This is a genomic window from Rhodococcus sp. NPDC003383 (assembly GCF_053589115.1).
In genome coordinates, this window is record NZ_JBSFRG010000002.1 from 333,755 (window position 1) to 351,342 (window position 17,588).

21 protein-coding genes and 4 tRNA genes are annotated in these 17,588 nt (G+C 67.7%); 20 read left to right on the forward strand and 5 right to left on the reverse strand.

Translation table 11 applies throughout. The features are described from left to right. Positions 1 to 10 precede the first annotated feature (10 nt). A complete protein-coding gene (locus tag ACWDTS_RS03575) occupies positions 11 to 451 on the forward strand; it encodes a DUF6918 family protein (RefSeq protein ID WP_450110341.1) in 441 nt (146 codons plus the stop codon). A 73-nt stretch (positions 452 to 524) separates the two neighbouring features. Here the strand turns inward: ACWDTS_RS03575 and ACWDTS_RS03580 are convergent, their stop codons facing one another. From ACWDTS_RS03580 to ACWDTS_RS03590, 3 genes are read right to left on the reverse strand one after another with little or no spacing between them, the layout of a single operon-like run. Then, positions 525 to 1,382 (reverse strand): siderophore-interacting protein, encoded by an 858-nt coding sequence (locus ACWDTS_RS03580; protein WP_450110340.1) that lies wholly within the window; start codon positions 1,380 to 1,382, stop codon positions 525 to 527. Positions 1,383 to 1,425: 43 nt separating this feature from the next. Next, positions 1,426 to 2,514 carry a VanZ family protein gene (locus tag ACWDTS_RS03585; RefSeq protein ID WP_450110339.1) on the reverse strand — a complete coding sequence of 363 codons (1,089 nt, stop codon included), beginning with the start codon at positions 2,512 to 2,514 and terminating at the stop codon, positions 1,426 to 1,428. 25 nt (positions 2,515 to 2,539) lie between these two features. Then, positions 2,540 to 3,130, reverse strand: a complete 591-nt coding sequence (locus tag ACWDTS_RS03590) for a flavin reductase family protein (RefSeq protein WP_450110338.1) — start codon at positions 3,128 to 3,130, stop codon at positions 2,540 to 2,542. Positions 3,131 to 3,233: 103 nt separating this feature from the next. On the opposite strand from ACWDTS_RS03590, the gene menD reads away from it, so the two are divergent. From menD to ACWDTS_RS03605, 3 genes are read left to right on the forward strand one after another with little or no spacing between them, the layout of a single operon-like run. Further along, positions 3,234 to 4,853 carry a 2-succinyl-5-enolpyruvyl-6-hydroxy-3-cyclohexene-1-carboxylic-acid synthase gene (gene menD, locus ACWDTS_RS03595; protein ID WP_450110337.1) on the forward strand — a complete coding sequence of 540 codons (1,620 nt, stop codon included), beginning with the start codon at positions 3,234 to 3,236 and terminating at the stop codon, positions 4,851 to 4,853. A gap of 10 nt (positions 4,854 to 4,863) precedes the next feature. Beyond that, a complete protein-coding gene (locus tag ACWDTS_RS03600; protein WP_248674852.1) occupies positions 4,864 to 5,298 on the forward strand; it encodes a DUF3592 domain-containing protein in 435 nt (144 codons plus the stop codon). Positions 5,299 to 5,315: 17 nt separating this feature from the next. Then, positions 5,316 to 6,014 (forward strand): demethylmenaquinone methyltransferase, encoded by a 699-nt coding sequence (locus ACWDTS_RS03605; protein WP_420752060.1) that lies wholly within the window; start codon positions 5,316 to 5,318, stop codon positions 6,012 to 6,014. 104 nt (positions 6,015 to 6,118) lie between these two features. Here ACWDTS_RS03605 and ACWDTS_RS03610 read toward each other — a convergent pair whose 3' ends face one another. After that, a complete protein-coding gene (locus ACWDTS_RS03610) occupies positions 6,119 to 7,390 on the reverse strand; it encodes a geranylgeranyl reductase family protein (protein WP_450117601.1) in 1,272 nt (423 codons plus the stop codon). 112 nt (positions 7,391 to 7,502) lie between these two features. Here ACWDTS_RS03610 and ACWDTS_RS03615 point away from each other — a divergent pair, with 112 nt between their 5' ends. After that, entirely contained in the window at positions 7,503 to 8,549 is a 1,047-nt protein-coding gene (locus tag ACWDTS_RS03615; RefSeq protein WP_450110335.1) for a polyprenyl synthetase family protein, read from the forward strand. Positions 8,550 to 8,655: 106 nt separating this feature from the next. Then, positions 8,656 to 9,516, forward strand: a complete 861-nt coding sequence (htpX, locus tag ACWDTS_RS03620; protein ID WP_450117602.1) for a zinc metalloprotease HtpX — start codon at positions 8,656 to 8,658, stop codon at positions 9,514 to 9,516. A 61-nt stretch (positions 9,517 to 9,577) separates the two neighbouring features. Here the strand turns inward: htpX and ACWDTS_RS03625 are convergent, their stop codons facing one another. After that, positions 9,578 to 10,069, reverse strand: a complete 492-nt coding sequence (locus ACWDTS_RS03625) for a YajQ family cyclic di-GMP-binding protein (RefSeq protein ID WP_450110334.1) — start codon at positions 10,067 to 10,069, stop codon at positions 9,578 to 9,580. A 149-nt stretch (positions 10,070 to 10,218) separates the two neighbouring features. Here ACWDTS_RS03625 and ACWDTS_RS03630 point away from each other — a divergent pair. The 14 genes from ACWDTS_RS03630 to ACWDTS_RS03695 all read left to right on the forward strand — a co-directional run. Beyond that, a tRNA-Tyr gene (locus ACWDTS_RS03630) sits at positions 10,219 to 10,301 on the forward strand. A 376-nt stretch (positions 10,302 to 10,677) separates the two neighbouring features. Then, positions 10,678 to 10,750 (forward strand) — tRNA-Thr (locus tag ACWDTS_RS03635). 46 nt (positions 10,751 to 10,796) lie between these two features. Further along, positions 10,797 to 10,872: transfer RNA gene (locus tag ACWDTS_RS03640), tRNA-Met, on the forward strand. A 59-nt stretch (positions 10,873 to 10,931) separates the two neighbouring features. Further along, positions 10,932 to 11,099, forward strand: a complete 168-nt coding sequence (gene rpmG, locus ACWDTS_RS03645) for a 50S ribosomal protein L33 (protein ID WP_068156180.1) — start codon at positions 10,932 to 10,934, stop codon at positions 11,097 to 11,099. An 85-nt stretch (positions 11,100 to 11,184) separates the two neighbouring features. Then, complete coding sequence (gene hadA, locus ACWDTS_RS03650; RefSeq protein WP_197250544.1) at positions 11,185 to 11,760, forward strand: (3R)-hydroxyacyl-ACP dehydratase subunit HadA; 576 nt, start codon at positions 11,185 to 11,187, stop codon at positions 11,758 to 11,760. Then, on the forward strand, positions 11,747 to 12,172 hold the full coding sequence (gene hadB / locus ACWDTS_RS03655) for a (3R)-hydroxyacyl-ACP dehydratase subunit HadB (protein ID WP_197250543.1): 426 nt from the start codon (positions 11,747 to 11,749) through the stop codon (positions 12,170 to 12,172). The genes hadA and hadB overlap by 14 nt, the downstream gene beginning before the upstream one ends. 173 nt (positions 12,173 to 12,345) lie before the next feature. Further along, positions 12,346 to 12,418, forward strand: a tRNA-Trp gene (locus ACWDTS_RS03660). Positions 12,419 to 12,450: 32 nt separating this feature from the next. Then, entirely contained in the window at positions 12,451 to 12,885 is a 435-nt protein-coding gene (gene secE / locus ACWDTS_RS03665; protein WP_450110333.1) for a preprotein translocase subunit SecE, read from the forward strand. A 48-nt stretch (positions 12,886 to 12,933) separates the two neighbouring features. Then, a complete protein-coding gene (nusG, locus tag ACWDTS_RS03670) occupies positions 12,934 to 13,707 on the forward strand; it encodes a transcription termination/antitermination protein NusG (protein ID WP_248674849.1) in 774 nt (257 codons plus the stop codon). An 80-nt stretch (positions 13,708 to 13,787) separates the two neighbouring features. Beyond that, the gene (gene rplK / locus ACWDTS_RS03675) at positions 13,788 to 14,222 is read left to right on the forward strand and encodes a 50S ribosomal protein L11 (RefSeq protein ID WP_247273074.1); all 435 of its coding nucleotides are present in this window, start codon (positions 13,788 to 13,790) and stop codon (positions 14,220 to 14,222) included. Between the two features lie 88 nt (positions 14,223 to 14,310). Then, positions 14,311 to 15,027, forward strand: a complete 717-nt coding sequence (gene rplA, locus ACWDTS_RS03680) for a 50S ribosomal protein L1 (RefSeq protein WP_450110332.1) — start codon at positions 14,311 to 14,313, stop codon at positions 15,025 to 15,027. A 434-nt stretch (positions 15,028 to 15,461) separates the two neighbouring features. Further along, positions 15,462 to 15,986, forward strand: a complete 525-nt coding sequence (gene rplJ, locus ACWDTS_RS03685) for a 50S ribosomal protein L10 (protein ID WP_197250541.1) — start codon at positions 15,462 to 15,464, stop codon at positions 15,984 to 15,986. Positions 15,987 to 16,094: 108 nt separating this feature from the next. Next, positions 16,095 to 16,481 carry a 50S ribosomal protein L7/L12 gene (gene rplL, locus ACWDTS_RS03690; protein WP_003937621.1) on the forward strand — a complete coding sequence of 129 codons (387 nt, stop codon included), beginning with the start codon at positions 16,095 to 16,097 and terminating at the stop codon, positions 16,479 to 16,481. Between the two features lie 337 nt (positions 16,482 to 16,818). Beyond that, on the forward strand, positions 16,819 to 17,588 hold a 770-nt coding region (locus ACWDTS_RS03695; RefSeq protein ID WP_450117603.1), incomplete at its 3' end, for an ABC transporter ATP-binding protein.

Sequence of the window (17,588 nt, forward strand, 5' to 3'; positions counted from 1 at the left end):
GGCAGTGAAAGTGGTTGCAGCTCTGGGTGATGCTCTGCTCGGCGCCGACAAGTTCCCGGCAGTCATCTCCGATGTCGAGGCTCTGATCGATGCTGAGGTCTCGGACAAGAAGGGCGCCTCGGGTCTCGCCCTCAAGGGTGGATACGCCGCGGTGAAGAAGGTGGGACCGTCGATCGTGCCTGGCGCGATCGAGGGGCTGCTGCCCGAGTTCGTCGAGAAGATCCAGCCGTTCTGGAACGAGTTCGGCGGCAACGGATCGTTCGCCGACTTCCTCGTCGCCCGCGAGGACGAGGTCTCGAACGCGCTCCTGGGTGTGACCGACGAGCGCATCGCCGGCTCGTCGAAGGCCGCCGTCAAGAAGGTGTACGACTCGCTGCGCGGGTCGGCACAGAAGCACGTCGCCGAGGCGCTGCCGCGCCTGGGTGCGCTCATCCAGAAGCACGCCGGCTGAGCTGAGCAGTAGATGCCTTTCCGGTCTCGGGGCGGGGACGGGCCCGGGAAGGCATCACCCATTTCATCGCCGACTAGTAGGCGGCCGCACCGTGGTTCCAGTAACCGGTGAAGGTCACCGCCGACTTCGGTAGTCCGCGGTCGCGCACCAGGTGCCGCCGCACACCCGTGGCCAGTTCCGATTCGCCGGCCACGAACGCATAGCCGGGCCCGTCCGGCAGAACCGCCGTCCGCACCGCATCGACCACCGCGGCCCCCGGACGCACATCCGGATCCGGCCGCACGACCGTGTGCACTCGCACGTGGGGCCCGGTCTGCAGATTCTGCGCCGTGACGTCGTCCGGATCGGCGACCTCCACGAACACCTCGACCGGCATGTCGAACTCCGCCGAATCGAGGATCCCCGCCAGCGCGGGCAGGGCGCTCTCGTCGCCGACGAGAAGTTGCCACCGCGCCTCGGGAGCCGGCTGATAGATGATGCCCTCGTCGAGCAGCGCCAGCTCGTCGCCGGGCCGGACGGTGTCGGCCCACACGGACGCCGGGCCCAGATCGCCGTGCGAGGCGAAGTCGATGTCGATCTCCGCGGTGTCCCCGAACCGTCCCGCGCCGGCCGGGCGGTAGCGGCGGATCGTGTAGTTGCGCAGCACCGGGCGGATGTCGGCGGGCATGGCCTGGAGCCCCGGCCACCACTGGTCGTCGTCCGCGACCGGCAGGTGCAGTTCGTTCTGCCCGGCGTCCGGGAACAGCATGCGGAACCACTGGTCGAACCCCATCGGGGCGATGCTCGAGAGGCGTTCCCCGCCGACGGTGACGCGGACGAAGGAGGGGCTGATCCGCTCGGACGCCAGCACCCGGGCGCGCACGAGTTCGCGCGTGGCCGGTTTGAGGAACTTCGAGGTCCTGCGCGCCGCGGTCCGGGCTCGATCGGCCATGTCCACCTCCTGCCCCCCGAAACTGATCGGAGGTCAGCCGAGCCTAACCTATGTCGACCGGTGTCCGTTCGGGTGCGCGACTGTCCACGAGTTCCTGCCCGGTCAGCACACCCGGCAGACCACGGCCGTTGCGGGTGAACACCGCCGCCAGGACCGCGACGCACGCGAACGCGGTGACCAGGCCGCTCCACCGCTCGGGGAGCAGGTCGAGCAGGCCGTACCCGCCGATGCCGCCGAGGAACCGCAGCAGCCGCGAGAACGCCACGGGCATCGACCCGCCCGTGTACCGCAGCCGCACCACGTGATCGCCGGGGGACGCGCCGCTGACGAGGGTGACGAGCAACCACACCGCGAGCGCGACGCCACCGCCGACGATCGTCGACACCGGCCCGTCGACCGCGGTCGCGCGATCGTCGGCCAGGTAGATCAGGTAGGCCCGCACCGCGACCGCCACGGTGAACGTCGTCAGCATGTAGCCGAGCCAGTCGCACGCCATCGCCAGCAACCGGCGCGGCACGGTGACCGGGCGCGGTTCCCCCGGGTCGGCGTCGCCGGACCGGTCCAGCAGGCCGCGTGGAACCGCGAGCGCCAGCAGCGAGCCGAGCACCGCCCCGACGGTGTTCGTGAGCAGATCGTCGACGTCGAACACCCGGTACGCGCAGTCGTACGCACCCCACATCCCGGTCAGCTGGGTGAGCTCGACGAACAGCGACGTCGCGAACCCGAGCGCGGCCGCCACCACGAGTCCGCGGCCCCCGAGTATCCGGACGAGGAAACCGAGAGGAACGAACAACAGGACGTTCAGAGCAAGCTGAAGAAATGCCGCGTCACCGAGAAGGGCGGTGGGACGGCCCCCGGCATTCGACCACGCGCCCCTCAGATCGTCGACCGACGCGAAGAGGTCCGTGTTGGTCCCGGCACACATCAGCGTCTGCGGATCGGGCAACGGCAGCAGGGTGTAGGCCCAGAGCGCCCAGAAATAGACGAGGGCCGCCACCCACACCGCCAGCCGCCCGACCGAGACCCTGCCCCGGCGGCGATAGCTCACCGCGACGAACGGCACGAACAGCGCCGCACCGGCGATCAGGCCGGCGAAGATTGCGATGAAACCGAGTACGACGCGACTGTCCACGACCGGAGTGTGCCAGCCGGGACGCTCAGAACTCGGGACGCTCGAGCGTGCGGATCTGTGGTGTCAATCCCCATTCGGTGCGCCCGAGACGGCTGGCCGGGGCGAGCGCGGAGAAATTCGGCGCCCCGTCCTCGGCGAGAACGTCGGGCCGCACCGTGACCGCCACCACGTCACCCATCACCACGAAACAGTCACCGACCTCGATGATCCGGTGCAGCGTGCACTCGATCGAAGCCGGGGACTCGGCGACCCGCGGCGGATGCACCCGCTCGCTGCATTCGGCCCGCAGACCCACCTGCGCGAACTCGTCGACGTCGTGCGCGAACCCGGCCGAGGTCTCGTTGACCTGCTCCATCAACGGCACGGTCGCGATGTTGATCACGAACTCGCCGGTCTCCTCTATGTTGCGGACACTGTCCTTGCGGCCCACCGACGTGAACTGCACCACCGGCGGCGCGACGCTCGCGACCGTGAAGAAACTGTAGGGCGCGACGTTGGCCACACCGTCGGCCGAGACCGTCGACACCCACGCGATCGGACGCGGGACGATCGTCGCCGTGAGAAGCCGGTAGAAGCGACCGGGGCTGAGCTCGGCGGGCTCGAAGACTGTGCGCATGCGCCCATTCTCGCCGGGCTCCGCGCACATTCGTACTGTGACACCCCTCCCGATCGGCCGGGGGACGGCTGTCCGCAGCGAACGCCGAACTACGCTGGACGCCGTGAATCCGTCCACCGCCCAGGCCACCGCAGTCGTCGACGAACTCGCCCGAGGCGGTGTTCGCGACGTGGTCCTGTGCCCGGGCTCGCGCAACGCGCCGCTCGCGTTCGCGTTGCAGGCGGCAGACACGGCCGGCCGGCTGCGGCTGCATATGCGCATCGACGAGCGCACCGCCGGGTTCCTCGCCATCGGCCTCTCGCTCGCGTCCGGCCGGCCCGTGCCGGTCGTCATGACCTCCGGTACCGCGGTCGCGAACCTCGGGCCGGCCGTCCTCGAAGCGAACTACGCCCGCGTGCCGCTCGTCGTGCTCAGCGCGAACCGGCCGTACGAGCTGCTCGGTTCCGGCGCCAACCAGACCGTGGAGCAGCTCGGACTGTTCGGCAGCCAGGTCAGGGCGACGATCAGCCTGGGCCTGGCCGAGGGTCTCGAACAGAACAGTCAGTGGCGGTCCGCCGTCAGCCGCGTCCTCGCCGCCGCGCGCGGCACCCGCTCCGGCAACGCGGGTCCCGTGCACTTCGACATTCCGCTGCGTGAACCGCTCGTCCCCGACGTGCACGCGCAGGGGCCGGCGCCGGAAGGTCGCGCCGACGGCAGCGCCTGGACCACCACGACGCACGCCACCCTCGACGTGCCGCTCGAACTCGACGTCACCGGCGACACCGTCGTGATCTCCGGGCACGGCTCGGCGTACCGGCCGGAACTGGCGGGGTTGCCCACCGTCGCCGAACCCACCGCGCCGATGCACGGCATCCCCGTCCACCCGATGGCCCTGCCGCAGCTTCAGCCCCGCCAAGCAGTCGTCACCGGCCGGCCGACGCTGCACCGGCCCGTGTCGAAGCTGCTCGCGGACCCGTCCGTGCAGGTGTACGCACTCACCACCGGGCCGCGCTGGCCCGACGTGTCCGGCAACGTGCTGGCTACCGGCACCCGTGCGGTCGTCACCGGCACCCCCGATCCGGCGTGGCTCGACCGCTGCCGCCGGCTGACCGCGCACACCGACAAGGCGGTGCGCACCCAGCTCGACCGGCATCCGAAAGCGACCGGCCTGCACGTCGCCGCGGCCGTCACCGACGCTCTGCGCTCCGGCGACCAGCTCCTGCTCGGCGCGTCGAATCCGGTACGCGACGCCGCGCTCGTGAGCTACCCCAAGCAGGGCGTGACCGTGCTGTCGAACCGCGGGGTCGCCGGAATCGACGGCACCGTCTCCACCGCGGTCGGTGCCGCCCTCGCCTACGAGGACGGCCGCACGGTCGCGCTGCTCGGCGACCTGACATTCCTGCACGACGCGTCCGGTCTGCTGATCGGCACCGCCGAACCGCGTCCCCGCGATCTGACGATCGTGGTCGCGAACGACGACGGTGGCGGCATCTTCGAGCTGCTCGAACAGGGTGACCCCCAGTACGCGGGGGTGTTCGAACGCGTCTTCGGCACCCCGCACGGCATGGACCTGGCCGCGCTGTGCGCCGCCTACCGCGTCCCGCACACCCGCGTCGATCTGCCCGGACTGACCGCCGCGCTCGCCGACCCAACGGTTCCCGCCGGTGGCATCCGCGTGCTCGAGGTCGCGACCGACCGCGCCGGCCTGCGTGAACTCCACGCGGCCGTGCGGGCGCAGCTGTGAGGTCGCGGGCGTGACCGCCACCCCAGCCGCCGCCGTGCCCGGCCCGACCGCCGACGTGCGGGCCCGCCGTGCGGTGCTCGCCGTCGCGATCGCCGTCTCGGTGCTCGCCGTGATCCTCGTGCTCGGCGCGTGGCGCAACGACCGGATCATCGGCGCCGACACCGGAACGGCGACCGCCGAGGTGCTCTCGGCCGGTTCCCTGCGCTCGGCGATCAGCTTCGTCACCCCGGACGGCGTCACCCACAACCCGGAACTCGGGGTGCTCTATCCGACCGGCCTCACGGTCGGGCAGCGCATCGCCGTCGAATACGCCCGCAGCGAACCGGACCTGGTCCGTGTCACCGGCAGGGACGCGCGCGTCGCGATCGTGCCCGCCGGGTCCGTGATCGTCGTCACCTGGCTGATCGCGACGCCGGTACTGCTGTACCTGCGCCGTCGGGCATAGCGGGTAACGTTTCGGCCGTGGCAACTACTCACGGATCACGTGCATCCCTCGACAAGGATCCGCGCGAGGTCGCGTCCATGTTCGACGGTGTCGCCGAGCGATACGACCTCACCAACACGGTGCTGTCGTTCGGGCAGGACCGCGGATGGCGCCGGGCGACGCGCGCGGCGCTGGATCTGAAGCCGGGGGAGCGGGTCCTCGATCTCGCCGCCGGCACCGGCGTGTCGACCGTCGAACTGGGACGCTCCGGAGCATGGGTCGTCGCCACCGATTTCTCGATCGGCATGCTGAAGGCCGGCAGTTTCCGTCAGGTGCCGATGGTCGCCGGTGACGCCATGAAACTGCCGTTCGCCGACGCCGTCTTCGATGCCGCCACCATCTCGTTCGGGCTGCGGAACGTCTCCGACTTCGATGCCGGGCTCCGCGAGATCGCGCGGGTCACCAAGCCGGGTGGACGGCTCGTGGTGTCCGAGTTCTCCACGCCGGTCCGTGAGCCGCTGCGCACGGTGTACATGGAGTACCTGATGCGGGCGTTGCCGCGCGTGGCCCGGGCGGTGAGCAGCAACCCGGATGCGTACGTCTACCTGGCCGAGTCCATCCGCGCCTGGCCGGACCAGCGGGAACTGGCGCTGCGGATCGAGGCGGCCGGGTGGAAGTCGGTGCGGTGGCGCAATCTCACCGGTGGGATCGTCGCGCTGCACAGCGCAGTCCGATAGAGCGCTGCACAGCGCAGTCCGATAGAGCGCTGCACAGCGCAGTCCGATAGAGCGCTGCACAGCGCAGTCCGATAGAGCGCTGCACGGCGCTCGGGTAGAGCGCTTCAGGCGAACAGGGGCCGCCGGTCCCAGTGCATCGAGGTGCGCCCACCCGTCCGCCACGCGCGGGCGACGAGGTCGGCGTCGGCGTCGGTGACGAGGTTGCCCATGACCCGCACCGCGACCGTCATCAGTGCCCGCGAGCGCATCGCGATCGGCCCGGTCGCGGGCAGGAACTGCGGGATGGTGAGCAGGCCCGCGAGCCGCCGGGCCGCCGAGAATGCGCGTCCGTAGCGTTCCCGCAGGAGTGCCGGCCACAGGTGGGTGAGGTTGTCGGAGTCGAGGACCCGGGCGACGAGACGGCCGCCTTCGAGTCCGTAGTCGATGCCTTCGCCGTTGAGCGGGTTCACGCACGCGGCGGCGTCGCCGATGAGGGCCCAGTTGCGTCCGGCGATCCCACTGACGGCACCACCCATCGGCAGCAGCGCGGACGCCACCCGGGTCACCTCGCCGAGTCCCCATTCGGGGCGGCGCTGCGAGGCGTACAGGTCGATGAGCGGGCGCAGCGACCCCGACGCCGGACGGGCGGACGTCGCGAGGGTTCCGACGCCGATGTTCACCTCGCCGGTTCCGAGCGGGAAGACCCAGCCGTATCCGGGCTGCAGCGCGCCGGAGGGATCGCGCAGTTCGAGGTGCGAGGTGATCCACGGGTCGTCGCTACGCGGGGAGGCGGCGTAGGCGCGGGCCGCGACGCCGTAGGCGGTGTCGCGGTGCCAGGTCCGGCCGAGGATCTTGCCCAGCGGGGAGCGGACGCCGTCCGCGACGACGAGGCGCCGGCATGCGACGGTCCGGAGTCCGGCGGACGTGCGCATCGTCACGGCGGTGATGCGGTCGCCGTCGCGGTCGACCGAGACGGCCTTCGCGCCGTCGACCATGTGTGCCCCGGCGTCGACGGCGGCGCGGCGGATGCGGTCGTCGAGTTCGGTGCGCGGGACCGCGCTGCCCTGGGTGGGGAACGAGCCGTCGGGCCACGGCAGTTCGAGGCGCTGCCCGAAACCTTCGAGGCGCAGGCCGCGGTTGACGGTGTGGGTGCGCAGCCAGTCGCCGAGCCCGAGGCGGTCGAGTTCGGCGACGGCGCGCGGGGTCAGGCCGTCGCCGCACGTCTTGTCGCGCGGGAAGGTCGCCGCGTCGACGAGCAATACGTCGTGTCCCTGCCGGGCGGCCCAGGCCGCGGCGGACGAACCGGCGGGACCAGCACCGACGACGAGGACATCGGTGCTTTCGGGCAGGGCATTGTCGGCCTGGCGCGACGCGCGCGCGGAGGGTTGTTCCACCACGTGCCCATCTTGTCAGGTGTAGGTTCGGTGCCTCGACGAGGTGGCCGACCGGGGGAACGGCTAGGTTCACTACGGTGGAGCCGAGGCGACAGAACAGGATGGGTACTTCATCGTGAGCACTGAGGGGGCGGCGCAGACCGCCGGTTCGTCCGGCTCGGTGTCGGGAACCGTGGTGGCCGGGGTCGATCTCGGCGATCCGGACCTGGCGGCCACCGTGCGGGACGGACTCGTCCGGGTCGAGGAACTGCTCGTGCAGGAACTGTCCGACGGCGAAGACTTTCTGACCGAGGCAGCACTGCATCTGGCGAAGGCGGGCGGTAAGCGTTTCCGCCCGCTGTTCACGGTGCTGACCGGTCAGCTCGGGCCGAATCCGACGGATCCGTCGCTGGTGACGGCGGCGACGGTCGTGGAGCTCGTGCACCTGGCGACGCTGTACCACGACGACGTGATGGACGAGGCGGCGATGCGCCGGGGCGCGCCGAGCGCGAATGCCCGCTGGGGCAACAGCATCGCGATTCTCGCGGGCGACTACCTGTTCGCGCACGCCTCGCGGCTGGTGTCGACGCTGGGGCCGTCCGCCGTGCAGATCATCGCCGAGACGTTCGCCGAGCTGGTGACGGGTCAGATGCGCGAGACGATCGGGGCGCGGCAGGAACAGGACCCGATCGAGCACTACCTGCGGGTGGTGTGGGAGAAGACGGGTTCGCTCATCGCGGCGTGCGGTCGCTTCGGGGGAACCTTCTCCGGTGCCGACGCCGAGCACATCGCCAGGCTCGAGCGGCTGGGGGACGCGGTCGGCACGGCCTTCCAGATCGCCGACGACATCATCGACATCGCGTCGGTGTCCACCGAGTCCGGGAAGATTCCGGGAACCGACCTGCGTGAGGGCGTGCACACCCTGCCGGTGTTGTATGCGCTGCGGGAGTCCGGGCCGGATGCCGATCGTCTGCGTGAGATTCTCGTCGGACCCGTGAGCGACGAGGATCTCGTCGCCGAGGCTCTCGAGCTGCTCGTGCGTTCACCGGGCATGGCGGCGGCCAAGCGCACGCTGAAGGAGTACGCGGATCGCGCGCACGCCGAACTGGCGGCGCTCCCGCAGGGTCCGGCGAACGACGCTTTGTCCCGTTTGGTGGACTACACGATCGCCCGGGTCGGATAATTCGGCGGGGTCCACTCCCCGGGAACCCGGTGCGTGCCCCGGTTCGTTGAACGACACAGGGTCGTTGAACGGCACAGGGCTCTGTGGGATCGGGAAGGGGTGCCAGGTGCACGGGTATGCGAACGGTATGAAGACGGCCGTGCTGTTGATCGGCATGTCGGCGCTGATCGTGTTCATCGGCTCCCTGTTCCGGAACCCGACGATCCTGATCCTGTCCATCGTCTTCGCCGTGGGCATGAACGCGTACGCCTACTTCAACAGCGACAAGCTGGCGCTCAAGGCGATGCACGCGCAGCCGATCACCGAGGTGCAGGCCCCGGTGATCTACCGGATCGTGCGGGAACTCGCGACGACGGCGCACCAGCCGATGCCGCGCCTGTACGTCAGCCCCACCAACGCGCCCAATGCCTTTGCGACCGGCCGCAATCCGCGGCATGCGGCCGTGTGCTGCACGAGCGGGATCCTGGACATCCTCAACGAGCGGGAGTTGCGGGCGGTGCTCGGGCACGAGCTCTCCCACGTCTACAACCGGGACATCCTGATCTCGTCGGTGGCGGGGGCGATGGCCGCGGTGATCTCCGGTCTGGCGAACTTCGCGATGTTCGCGGGCGCCTTCGGCGGGAACCGGGACGGCGCGAATCCGTTTGCGTTGCTGCTGGTGTCGCTGCTGGGTCCGATCGCGGCGACGGTGGTCAAGCTGTCGGTGTCCCGGTCGCGGGAGTATCAGGCCGATCAGTCGGGCGCCGAGCTGACCGGCGATCCGCTGGCGTTGGCGTCGGCCCTGCGCAAGCTCGAGCGCGGCACGCAGGCGGCTCCGCTGCCGCCGGAACCGCGCATCGCGGCGCAGTCGCACATGATGATCGCCAACCCGTTCCGGGCGGGCGACAAGGTCGGCCGGTTGTTCTCGACGCATCCGCCGATGGCGGACCGGATCGAGCGTCTCGAGCGCCTGGCCGGCCTGCGCTGACGGTCGGGGTCAGCGCAGGCCGCGAACGGCGCCCGGGCGGTCTGTGTGCCCGGTACAGGACCTAGCGGTAGTTGACGAACTGCAGGGCCACGTCCAGGTCGGCGTTCTTGAGCAGCGCGATCACGGCCTGCAGGTCGTCGCGCTTCTTGCCGGAGACGCGCAGTTCGTCGCCCTGGATCTGCGCCTTGATGCCCTTCGGGCCCTCGTCGCGGATCAGCTTGGAGATCTTCTTCGCGTTCTCCTGGCTGATGCCCTGCACGAGGGTGCCGGTCAGCTTGTAGACCTTGCCGGACTGGGTCGGCTCGCCCGCGTCGAACGACTTGAGCGACAGGTCGCGGCGGATCAGTTTCTCCTTGAAGACGTCGAGGGCGGCGAGCAAACGGTCCTCGGTGTTCGCGGTGAGGGTGATGGACTCGTCACCGGACCATTCGATCGAGGCGTCGGTGTTGCGGAAGTCGAAGCGGGTCGCGAGTTCCTTCGCGGCCTGGTTCAGCGCGTTGTCCACCTCCTGCCGGTCGACCTTGCTCACCACATCGAACGACGAATCAGCCACGAGGCACTCCACTTCGGATCGAGTTCTGTACAGGTTCCATGCCGACGCTATCGGGTCGTAACCCCCCGTATCCACCCGGTTTGCATTCCAGGGGGGTGTGCGTTGTATTCTTCCAACGCGTCAGGGACACGGTCCCGGATCGCACACCAGGCAGGTTGCCCGAGCGGCCAATGGGAGCGGACTGTAAATCCGTCGGCTTACGCCTACGTAGGTTCGAATCCTACACCTGCCACAGGAACGGCCCCGATCTTCACGGATCGGGGCCGTTCTGCATTTCCGGGTCGTTTCCGTATCCGAACTCCGTCTTTCCGAGCCGGTGCGTCGCCCCGACTCCTCCATCCCCGCCTGCCACCTCTCCGGCCCGCGCCGGGTGCGTCGGGACGACGATCGGGTGGCGGTGGACCGGTGGTGAGCACCGGTGGTGGGTGAGTGCGGTGCAGCCGGCACCCCGGGCTGACGGACGGACGCACGAAGCTTCCGTACGGGCACGTCGGACAGGGGTGGTCGAATGCCCGATTTATGCGCTCTGACCTGCTGATTTTGTACTGGGGGCGAGTGTGTGTAATCTTTTGGAGGCCGCAGGGAGCAGAGATGCGAACGGCGGCCACGCCCCCTTAGCTCAGTCGGCAGAGCGTTTCCATGGTAAGGAAAAGGTCGACGGTTCGATTCCGTCAGGGGGCTCGCTGGATTGTGGTGCCGCCCTATTTCGCGCGACACTCGACACCGAGGCGGTGTAGCTCAGTTGGTAGAGCAAACGACTCATAATCGTTGCGTCGCCGGTTCAAGTCCGGTCACCGCTACCAAAGTAGAATGAACCACCCTGATCTGACGAAGATCGGATTTACGCGAAAGAAGGCATCCCGTGGCCTCCTCAACTGACGTTCGGCCGAAGATCACTCTGGCCTGCGAGGTGTGCAAGCACCGCAACTACATCACCAAGAAGAACCGTCGCAACGACCCCGACCGGCTGGAACTGAAGAAGTTCTGCCCGAACTGCGGCAGCCACCAGGCGCACCGCGAGTCGAAGTAGTCAACAGGTCGACGTCGACGCGTGAGCTCTCCGCAGAACTGCCCACGTCACAGACGTCAGGGTGGATTTGCGGGGGGTTTTTCGTATGACGGACACACTGGTGAGTGAAGAGAACATCGTGGACGTGACCGAACAGGCCGGGATCCCGTTCGATGTCGCGGCTCACGCTGCGTCCATGGTCGGTCACCACTACCGGGTCGAGGACTTCTACGAGGTCGGCCGGGAGAAGGTGCGCGAGTATGCACGCGCCGTGCTGGATCCCAATCCGGCACACTACGACGAGGAAGCGGCGAAGGGCCTCGGTTACGACGGTCTCATCGCCCCGCTGACCTTCGTCTCGATCATCGGCATGATCGCCCAGCGCAAGTTGTTCGAAGAGATCGTCGTCGGCTACGACTTGAGCCAGATCATGCAGACCGATCAACGGATCGTGTTCCATCGCCCGATCCAGGTCGGTGATCGACTGTTCTGCGATGTGCACCTCGACGATTTCCGTCAGGCTGCCGGCAGTGACATCATCACCACCAAGAACATCATCACGGACCAGCACGACAACCTCGTGCTGACCACATGGACGACGCTGGTCGGTCGCACCGGCGGCGAGGTGGACGCCAACATCGCCCACGCGGTCAAGGATGTGATGATGCATGTCGCTTCGTAGGTTCGAGGACGTTTCGGTCGGAGACGAGCTGCCCCCGCGGGTCGTCACGCTGACTCGCGGCAACCTCGTCAACTATGCGGGTGTGTCGGGTGATCCCAACCCGATCCACTGGAGCGACAAGGTTGCAGAACTCGCCGGGTTGCGCGGCGTCGTCGGTCACGGCATGCTCTCCATGGGCATCGCGGCCGGCTTCGTGACAGAGTGGCTCGGAGATCCGGGTGCGGTAACGGAATACAACGTCCGTTTCACCAGCCCGGTCTACGTGGAGGCCGACAAGGCCGCCGAGGTGGAGTTCACCGGCAAGATCAGGTCGGTGGACGAAGCCAGCAAGACAGCAGTGGTCGCGATCGTGGCCAAGTCCGAGGGGCGTAAGATCTTCGGACGGGCCACCGCAACGGTTCGTCTGGCCTGAGTGCCGGGCGGATTGGGTTTGTTCCGGGGCTATGAAGTACACTAAGGCTTCTGGGATCGCATAGCGCAGCGCGCTGCTCTTCGGTGCTTGTACAGACCGATTGGGTGGCGCGCGTGTCATGTGGTCACGGATGGGTCGACCGAAGACGCCGGTTCTCCGGTGAGGTCGACCAAAGGGGCGTAGCTCAACTGGCAGAGCAGCGGTCTCCAAAACCGCAGGTTGCAGGTTCAAGTCCTGTCGCCCCTGCACCCGGACGGCCAGCGACCGAGAGGAACGATGTGAGCGAGGAGCGCGGTACGCGCGACGGCAACACCGCCGGGATCACCGATCCCCGCGACGGCCGGACTGCAACCGACGCAACCCCCGGCGTTTCCTCTCCGTCCTCCCGGCCGAGCGGCAAGCGTTCCGGTCGACGTTCCCCCGATTCCCCGCGCGCTGCCGCCGAGTCGGGACGTTCGGCTACCGCGGTCGCCACGAAGGCCCCCGCCGGAAAGTCCGGAAAATCCGGCGCGAAGAAGCCCGAGAACATCTTCAAGCGTCTGCGGCGCTTCTTCCGCGAGGTCATTGCCGAGCTGCGTAAGGTCATCTGGCCCAATCGCAAGCAGCTCGTCACCTACACGACGGTCGTCGTGGTCTTCGTGACGGTCATGACCGCATTCATCTTTGGAATTGATCTGGCGTTCGTGAAGGGCGTCAGCTGGTTGTTCGGCTAGCGCGTACGCGTGCCGGCGAATTGTGATCGACGAGAGGAAAGTGCCCCGGTGAGCACCCCCGAGAACGACTCATACGAGCCTTCGGCCGAGGAGAGCGTTTCGGACGAGGTCTTTGTCGACGACACCGCGACCGCGGAAGCGGCCGAGGAGTCGGCAGAGGCGGGCATCGAGACCGTCGAAGAAGCGGCCGAAGCCGAGGCCGAGGTGGATCCCGCCGAGGCTCTCGAGAAGCAGCTGCGCCTCGAGCCCGGCGACTGGTACGTCGTGCATTCGTACGCCGGTTACGAGAACAAGGTGAAGGCCAACCTCGAGACCCGCGTGCAGAACCTGGACCTCGCGGAGTACATCTTCCAGGTCGAGGTGCCGACGGAAGAGGTCACCGAGATCAAGAACGGCCAGCGCAAGCAGGTCAACCGCAAGGTGCTGCCCGGCTACATCCTGGTGCGCATGGAACTGAACGACGAGTCGTGGGGCGCGGTGCGCAACACCCCCGGCGTCACCGGCTTCGTCGGCGCGACCTCGCGTCCGTCGCCGCTGACGATCAAGGAGGTCGTCAAGTTCCTGCTGCCGCAGCAGTCGAAGAAGAAGCCGGCCGCCGGTGCGGCGACGACCGGCGAGGCCACCGCGGCCGCCGCCAAGCCCACTATCGAGGTGGACTTCGAGGTCGGCGAATCCGTGACCGTGATGGACGGGCCGTTCGCGACGCTGCCCGCGTCCATCAGCGAGGTCAACGCCGAGCAGCAGAAGCTCAAGGTCCTGGTGTCGATCTTCGGTCGCGAGACTCCCGTGGAGCTGTCGTTCAACCAGGTCTCCAAGATCTGAGCGGCTCCGGGATTCCGACCCCTCCAAACTTGCAGTAGCAGTACGCAAGAACCACACCGAGCAAGAAACTAGGAATAGAGATGCCCCCGAAGAAGAAGAAGATTGCCGGGCTCATCAAGCTCCAGATCCAGGCCGGTCAGGCCAACCCGGCGCCGCCGGTCGGCCCCGCGCTGGGCCAGCACGGCGTCAACATCATGGAGTTCTGCAAGGCCTACAACGCCGCGACCGAGTCGCAGCGCGGCAACGTCGTGCCGGTCGAGATCACGGTCTACGAGGACCGTACGTTCGACTTCAAGCTGAAGACCCCGCCGGCGGCGAAGCTGCTGCTCAAGGCTGCGGGTGTGCAGAAGGGCTCCGGCGAGCCGCACAAGACCAAGGTCGCCAAGGTCACCATGGACCAGGTGCGCGAGATCGCCAAGACCAAGCAGGAAGACCTGAACGCCAACGACATCGAGGCCGCCGCGAAGATCATCGCCGGCACCGCGCGCTCGATGGGCATCACGGTCGAGGGCTGACGCCCACAGCAGGAACCCGTGGGAGGGCCTGCCAGGCCCGTTACCACGACCGAACCATTCACCGTACGGTGAGAAGTTAGGACAGAACATGGCAAAGCGCAGCAAGGCGTACCTCGCCGCCGCTGAGAAGATCGACGCCTCCACCCTCTACAGCCCGCTCGCGGCTGCGAAGCTGGCCAAGGAGACGTCGTCGAAGAACTACGACGCCACCGTCGAGGTCGCGATGCGTCTCGGTGTGGACCCCCGCAAGGCCGACCAGATGGTCCGCGGCACGGTCAACCTGCCGCACGGCACGGGTAAGACCGCCCGCGTCATCGTGTTCGCGGTCGGCGAGAAGGCCGCCGAGGCCGAGGCCGCCGGTGCCGATGTCGTCGGTGCCGAGGACCTGATCGAGCGGATCCAGGGCGGCTGGCTCGAGTTCGACGCCGCGATCGCCACCCCGGACCAGATGGCCAAGGTCGGCCGCATCGCGCGTGTCCTCGGCCCGCGCGGTCTGATGCCGAACCCGAAGACGGGCACGGTCACCCCGGATGTCGCGAAGGCTGTCACCGACATCAAGGGCGGCAAGATCAACTTCCGCGTCGACAAGAACGCGAACCTGCACTTCGTGATCGGCAAGGCCTCGTTCGACGACGCCAAGCTGGTGGAGAACTACGCGGCTGCGCTGGACGAGGTCCTGCGTGCCAAGCCGTCCTCCGCGAAGGGTCGCTACCTCAAGAAGGTCACGATCGCGACGACCACCGGCCCGGGCATCCCGGTGGATCCGGCGCGTACGCGTAACCTCCTCGAGGACGCCGACCAGTAAGGTCGACGACACGCTCTCGAAGCACGAACGGCCGGCCCGGACCTCGCGTCCGGGCCGGCCGTTCGCATTGCAGGGGTGCCGTCCGGGGCCCGTTTTGCATTCACGGGACGGAGTCCGGTACTCTTTCCTGCGTAGTTCGGCATTGTGCCGATCTTCACCCCGATCATGTTCTACCCAAGACCGTTGGTCACCGGGTCCGCGTGCGGATTCGGTTGAAGGTCCGGAGAATCGTCCGGCGGCCCACGCAGGTGAACGAGGTAAGGGGAGATGTGGACATCTCGCGCGGCGACGCGCGAATCGTGTGAGCCTTCTCCTTCTGCGCCCCGTGTGCCCTGCACCGGGGCGTTCGTCGTTTCCGGCCGTGCGGTTTTCGTAAGTGGGACGTCCCGCACGGGACGGACGGGAAAACGACTGTTACTGAGAGGAGGCGAAGTATGGCAAAGCCCGAGAAGGTATCCGCGGTTGCGGAGATCACCGAGCAGTTCAAGAACTCGACGGCCGCCGTGATCACGGAGTACCGCGGTCTGTCGGTCGGAAGTCTTACCCAGCTGCGACGCGCTCTCGGAGAGGGTGCCACCTACTCCGTCGCCAAGAACACCCTCGTCAAGCGTGCTGCCGCTGAGGCAGGCGTCGAGGGCCTTGACGATCTGTTCGTCGGACCCACCGCGATCGCGTTCATCGCAGGTGAGCCCGTCGACGCCGCGAAGGCTCTGAAGAACTTCGCGAAGGACAACAAGGCACTCGTCGTCAAGGGCGGGTACATGGACGGCGCTGTGCTGTCCGTGGACGAGGTCAACAAGATCGCGGACCTCGAGTCCCGCGAGGTGCTGTTGGCCAAGCTCGCAGGCGCGATGAAGGGCAACCTGGCAAAGGCCGCAGGCCTGTTCAACGCTCCTGCTTCGCAGGTGGCTCGCCTGGCGGCCGCCCTGCAGGAGAAGAAGGCCGAAGAGGCCGCCTGAAGCTGATCCGCGTCACCGCGAATCACTGACACATCCACGCGTGCTCCGGCGCGCACCATCCCACGGTCGCGGATCAGCGACGAGGGACTTACAGGAAGGACCGCCATCATGGCGAAGCTCACCACCGAAGAGCTGCTCGACGCGTTCAAGGAACTGACCCTGCTCGAGCTCTCGGAGTTCGTGAAGGCATTCGAGGAGACCTTCGAGGTCACCGCTGCTGCTCCGGTCGCCGTTGCCGCTGCCGGCGCTCCGGCCGCCGCTGCCGAGGCCGAGTCCGAGCAGGACGAGTTCGACGTCATCCTCGAGGGTGCCGGCGACAAGAAGATCCAGGTCATCAAGGTCGTCCGCGAGATCGTCTCCGGCCTGGGCCTGAAGGAAGCCAAGGACCTCGTCGAGGGTGCTCCGAAGCCGATCCTGGAGAAGGTCGCCAAGGACGCTGCCGACGCTGCCAAGGCGAAGCTCGAGGAGGCCGGCGCCAAGGTCACCGTCAAGTAAGACGGCTGTTCCTGCGCTGCTCGCCGGGTGACCGGCGTTCGAGTGTGAACAGGGCCGTTTCCCCGGACCGTAAGGTCCGCGGGAAACGGCCCTTTTTCGTGTTTTCCGGCTCTCCGGCGGGTTGGCCTGCGGGATCGAACCCGTGGCGATATGTTGGCGACGAACCGAGTGACGTGCGTCGCATCAGCGCAGGTCACAACATAAGTCAGGGTATGTCGCCGGCGTTGACCACCTTTCTTACTCTTGGGTAGGATCCGGTGTCACAGGTACCACTCCGATGCGATAGAGTGACGCGACCCACAGGTGGGGACCGTGTCGGAGAGGTGTGGAGGTAACGGTGGGAGTTGAGGTAGCGGTCGAGGGGCTCACCAAGTCGTTCGGCTCACAGAGGATCTGGCAGGACGTCACGCTGACGCTGCCCGCGGGTGAGGTCAGTGCGCTGCTGGGCCCGTCCGGTACGGGTAAGTCGGTGTTCCTGAAGTCACTGATCGGCCTGCTCCGCCCGGAGCAGGGCTCGATCGTCATCGACGGCACGGACATCCTGCAGTGCTCGAGCAAGGAGCTCTACGAGATCCGCAAGCTGTTCGGGGTGCTGTTCCAGGACGGCGCGCTGTTCGGGTCGATGAACCTGTACGACAACGTGGCGTTCCCGCTGCGCGAGCACACCAAGAAGTCCGAGTCCGACATCCGCAAGATCGTGATGGACAAGCTCGAGCTGGTCGGTCTGCTCGGGGCCGAGGACAAGCTGCCCGGTGAGATCTCCGGGGGTATGCGCAAGCGTGCCGGCCTGGCCCGGGCGCTGGTGCTCGATCCGCAGATCATCCTGGTCGACGAGCCGGACTCGGGCCTGGACCCGGTGCGCACGACGTACATCTCGCAGACGTTGATCGACATCAACGCCGAGATCGACGCGACGATCCTGATCGTCTCGCACAACATCAATCTGGCGCGCACGGTGCCGGACAACATCGGCATGTTGTTCCGTCGCGAGCTGGTGATGTTCGGTCCGCGTGAGGTGCTGCTGACCTCGGACGAGCCGGTGGTCAAGCAGTTCCTCAACGGCACGATGATCGGGCCGATCGGGATGTCGGAGGAGAAGGACGAGGC

Coding starts and splice junctions, on each gene's coding strand:
- rplK (WP_247273074.1), top strand. CDS start 13,788: ATGCCCCCGAAGAAGAAGAAGATTGCCGGGCTCATCAAGCTCCAGATC.
- hadA (WP_197250544.1), top strand. CDS start 11,185: ATGACGGACACACTGGTGAGTGAAGAGAACATCGTGGACGTGACCGAA.
- hadB (WP_197250543.1), top strand. CDS start 11,747: ATGTCGCTTCGTAGGTTCGAGGACGTTTCGGTCGGAGACGAGCTGCCC.
- ACWDTS_RS03580 (WP_450110340.1), bottom strand. CDS start 1,382: ATGGCCGATCGAGCCCGGACCGCGGCGCGCAGGACCTCGAAGTTCCTC.
- rplA (WP_450110332.1), top strand. CDS start 14,311: ATGGCAAAGCGCAGCAAGGCGTACCTCGCCGCCGCTGAGAAGATCGAC.
- rplJ (WP_197250541.1), top strand. CDS start 15,462: ATGGCAAAGCCCGAGAAGGTATCCGCGGTTGCGGAGATCACCGAGCAG.
- rplL (WP_003937621.1), top strand. CDS start 16,095: ATGGCGAAGCTCACCACCGAAGAGCTGCTCGACGCGTTCAAGGAACTG.
- ACWDTS_RS03590 (WP_450110338.1), bottom strand. CDS start 3,130: ATGCGCACAGTCTTCGAGCCCGCCGAGCTCAGCCCCGGTCGCTTCTAC.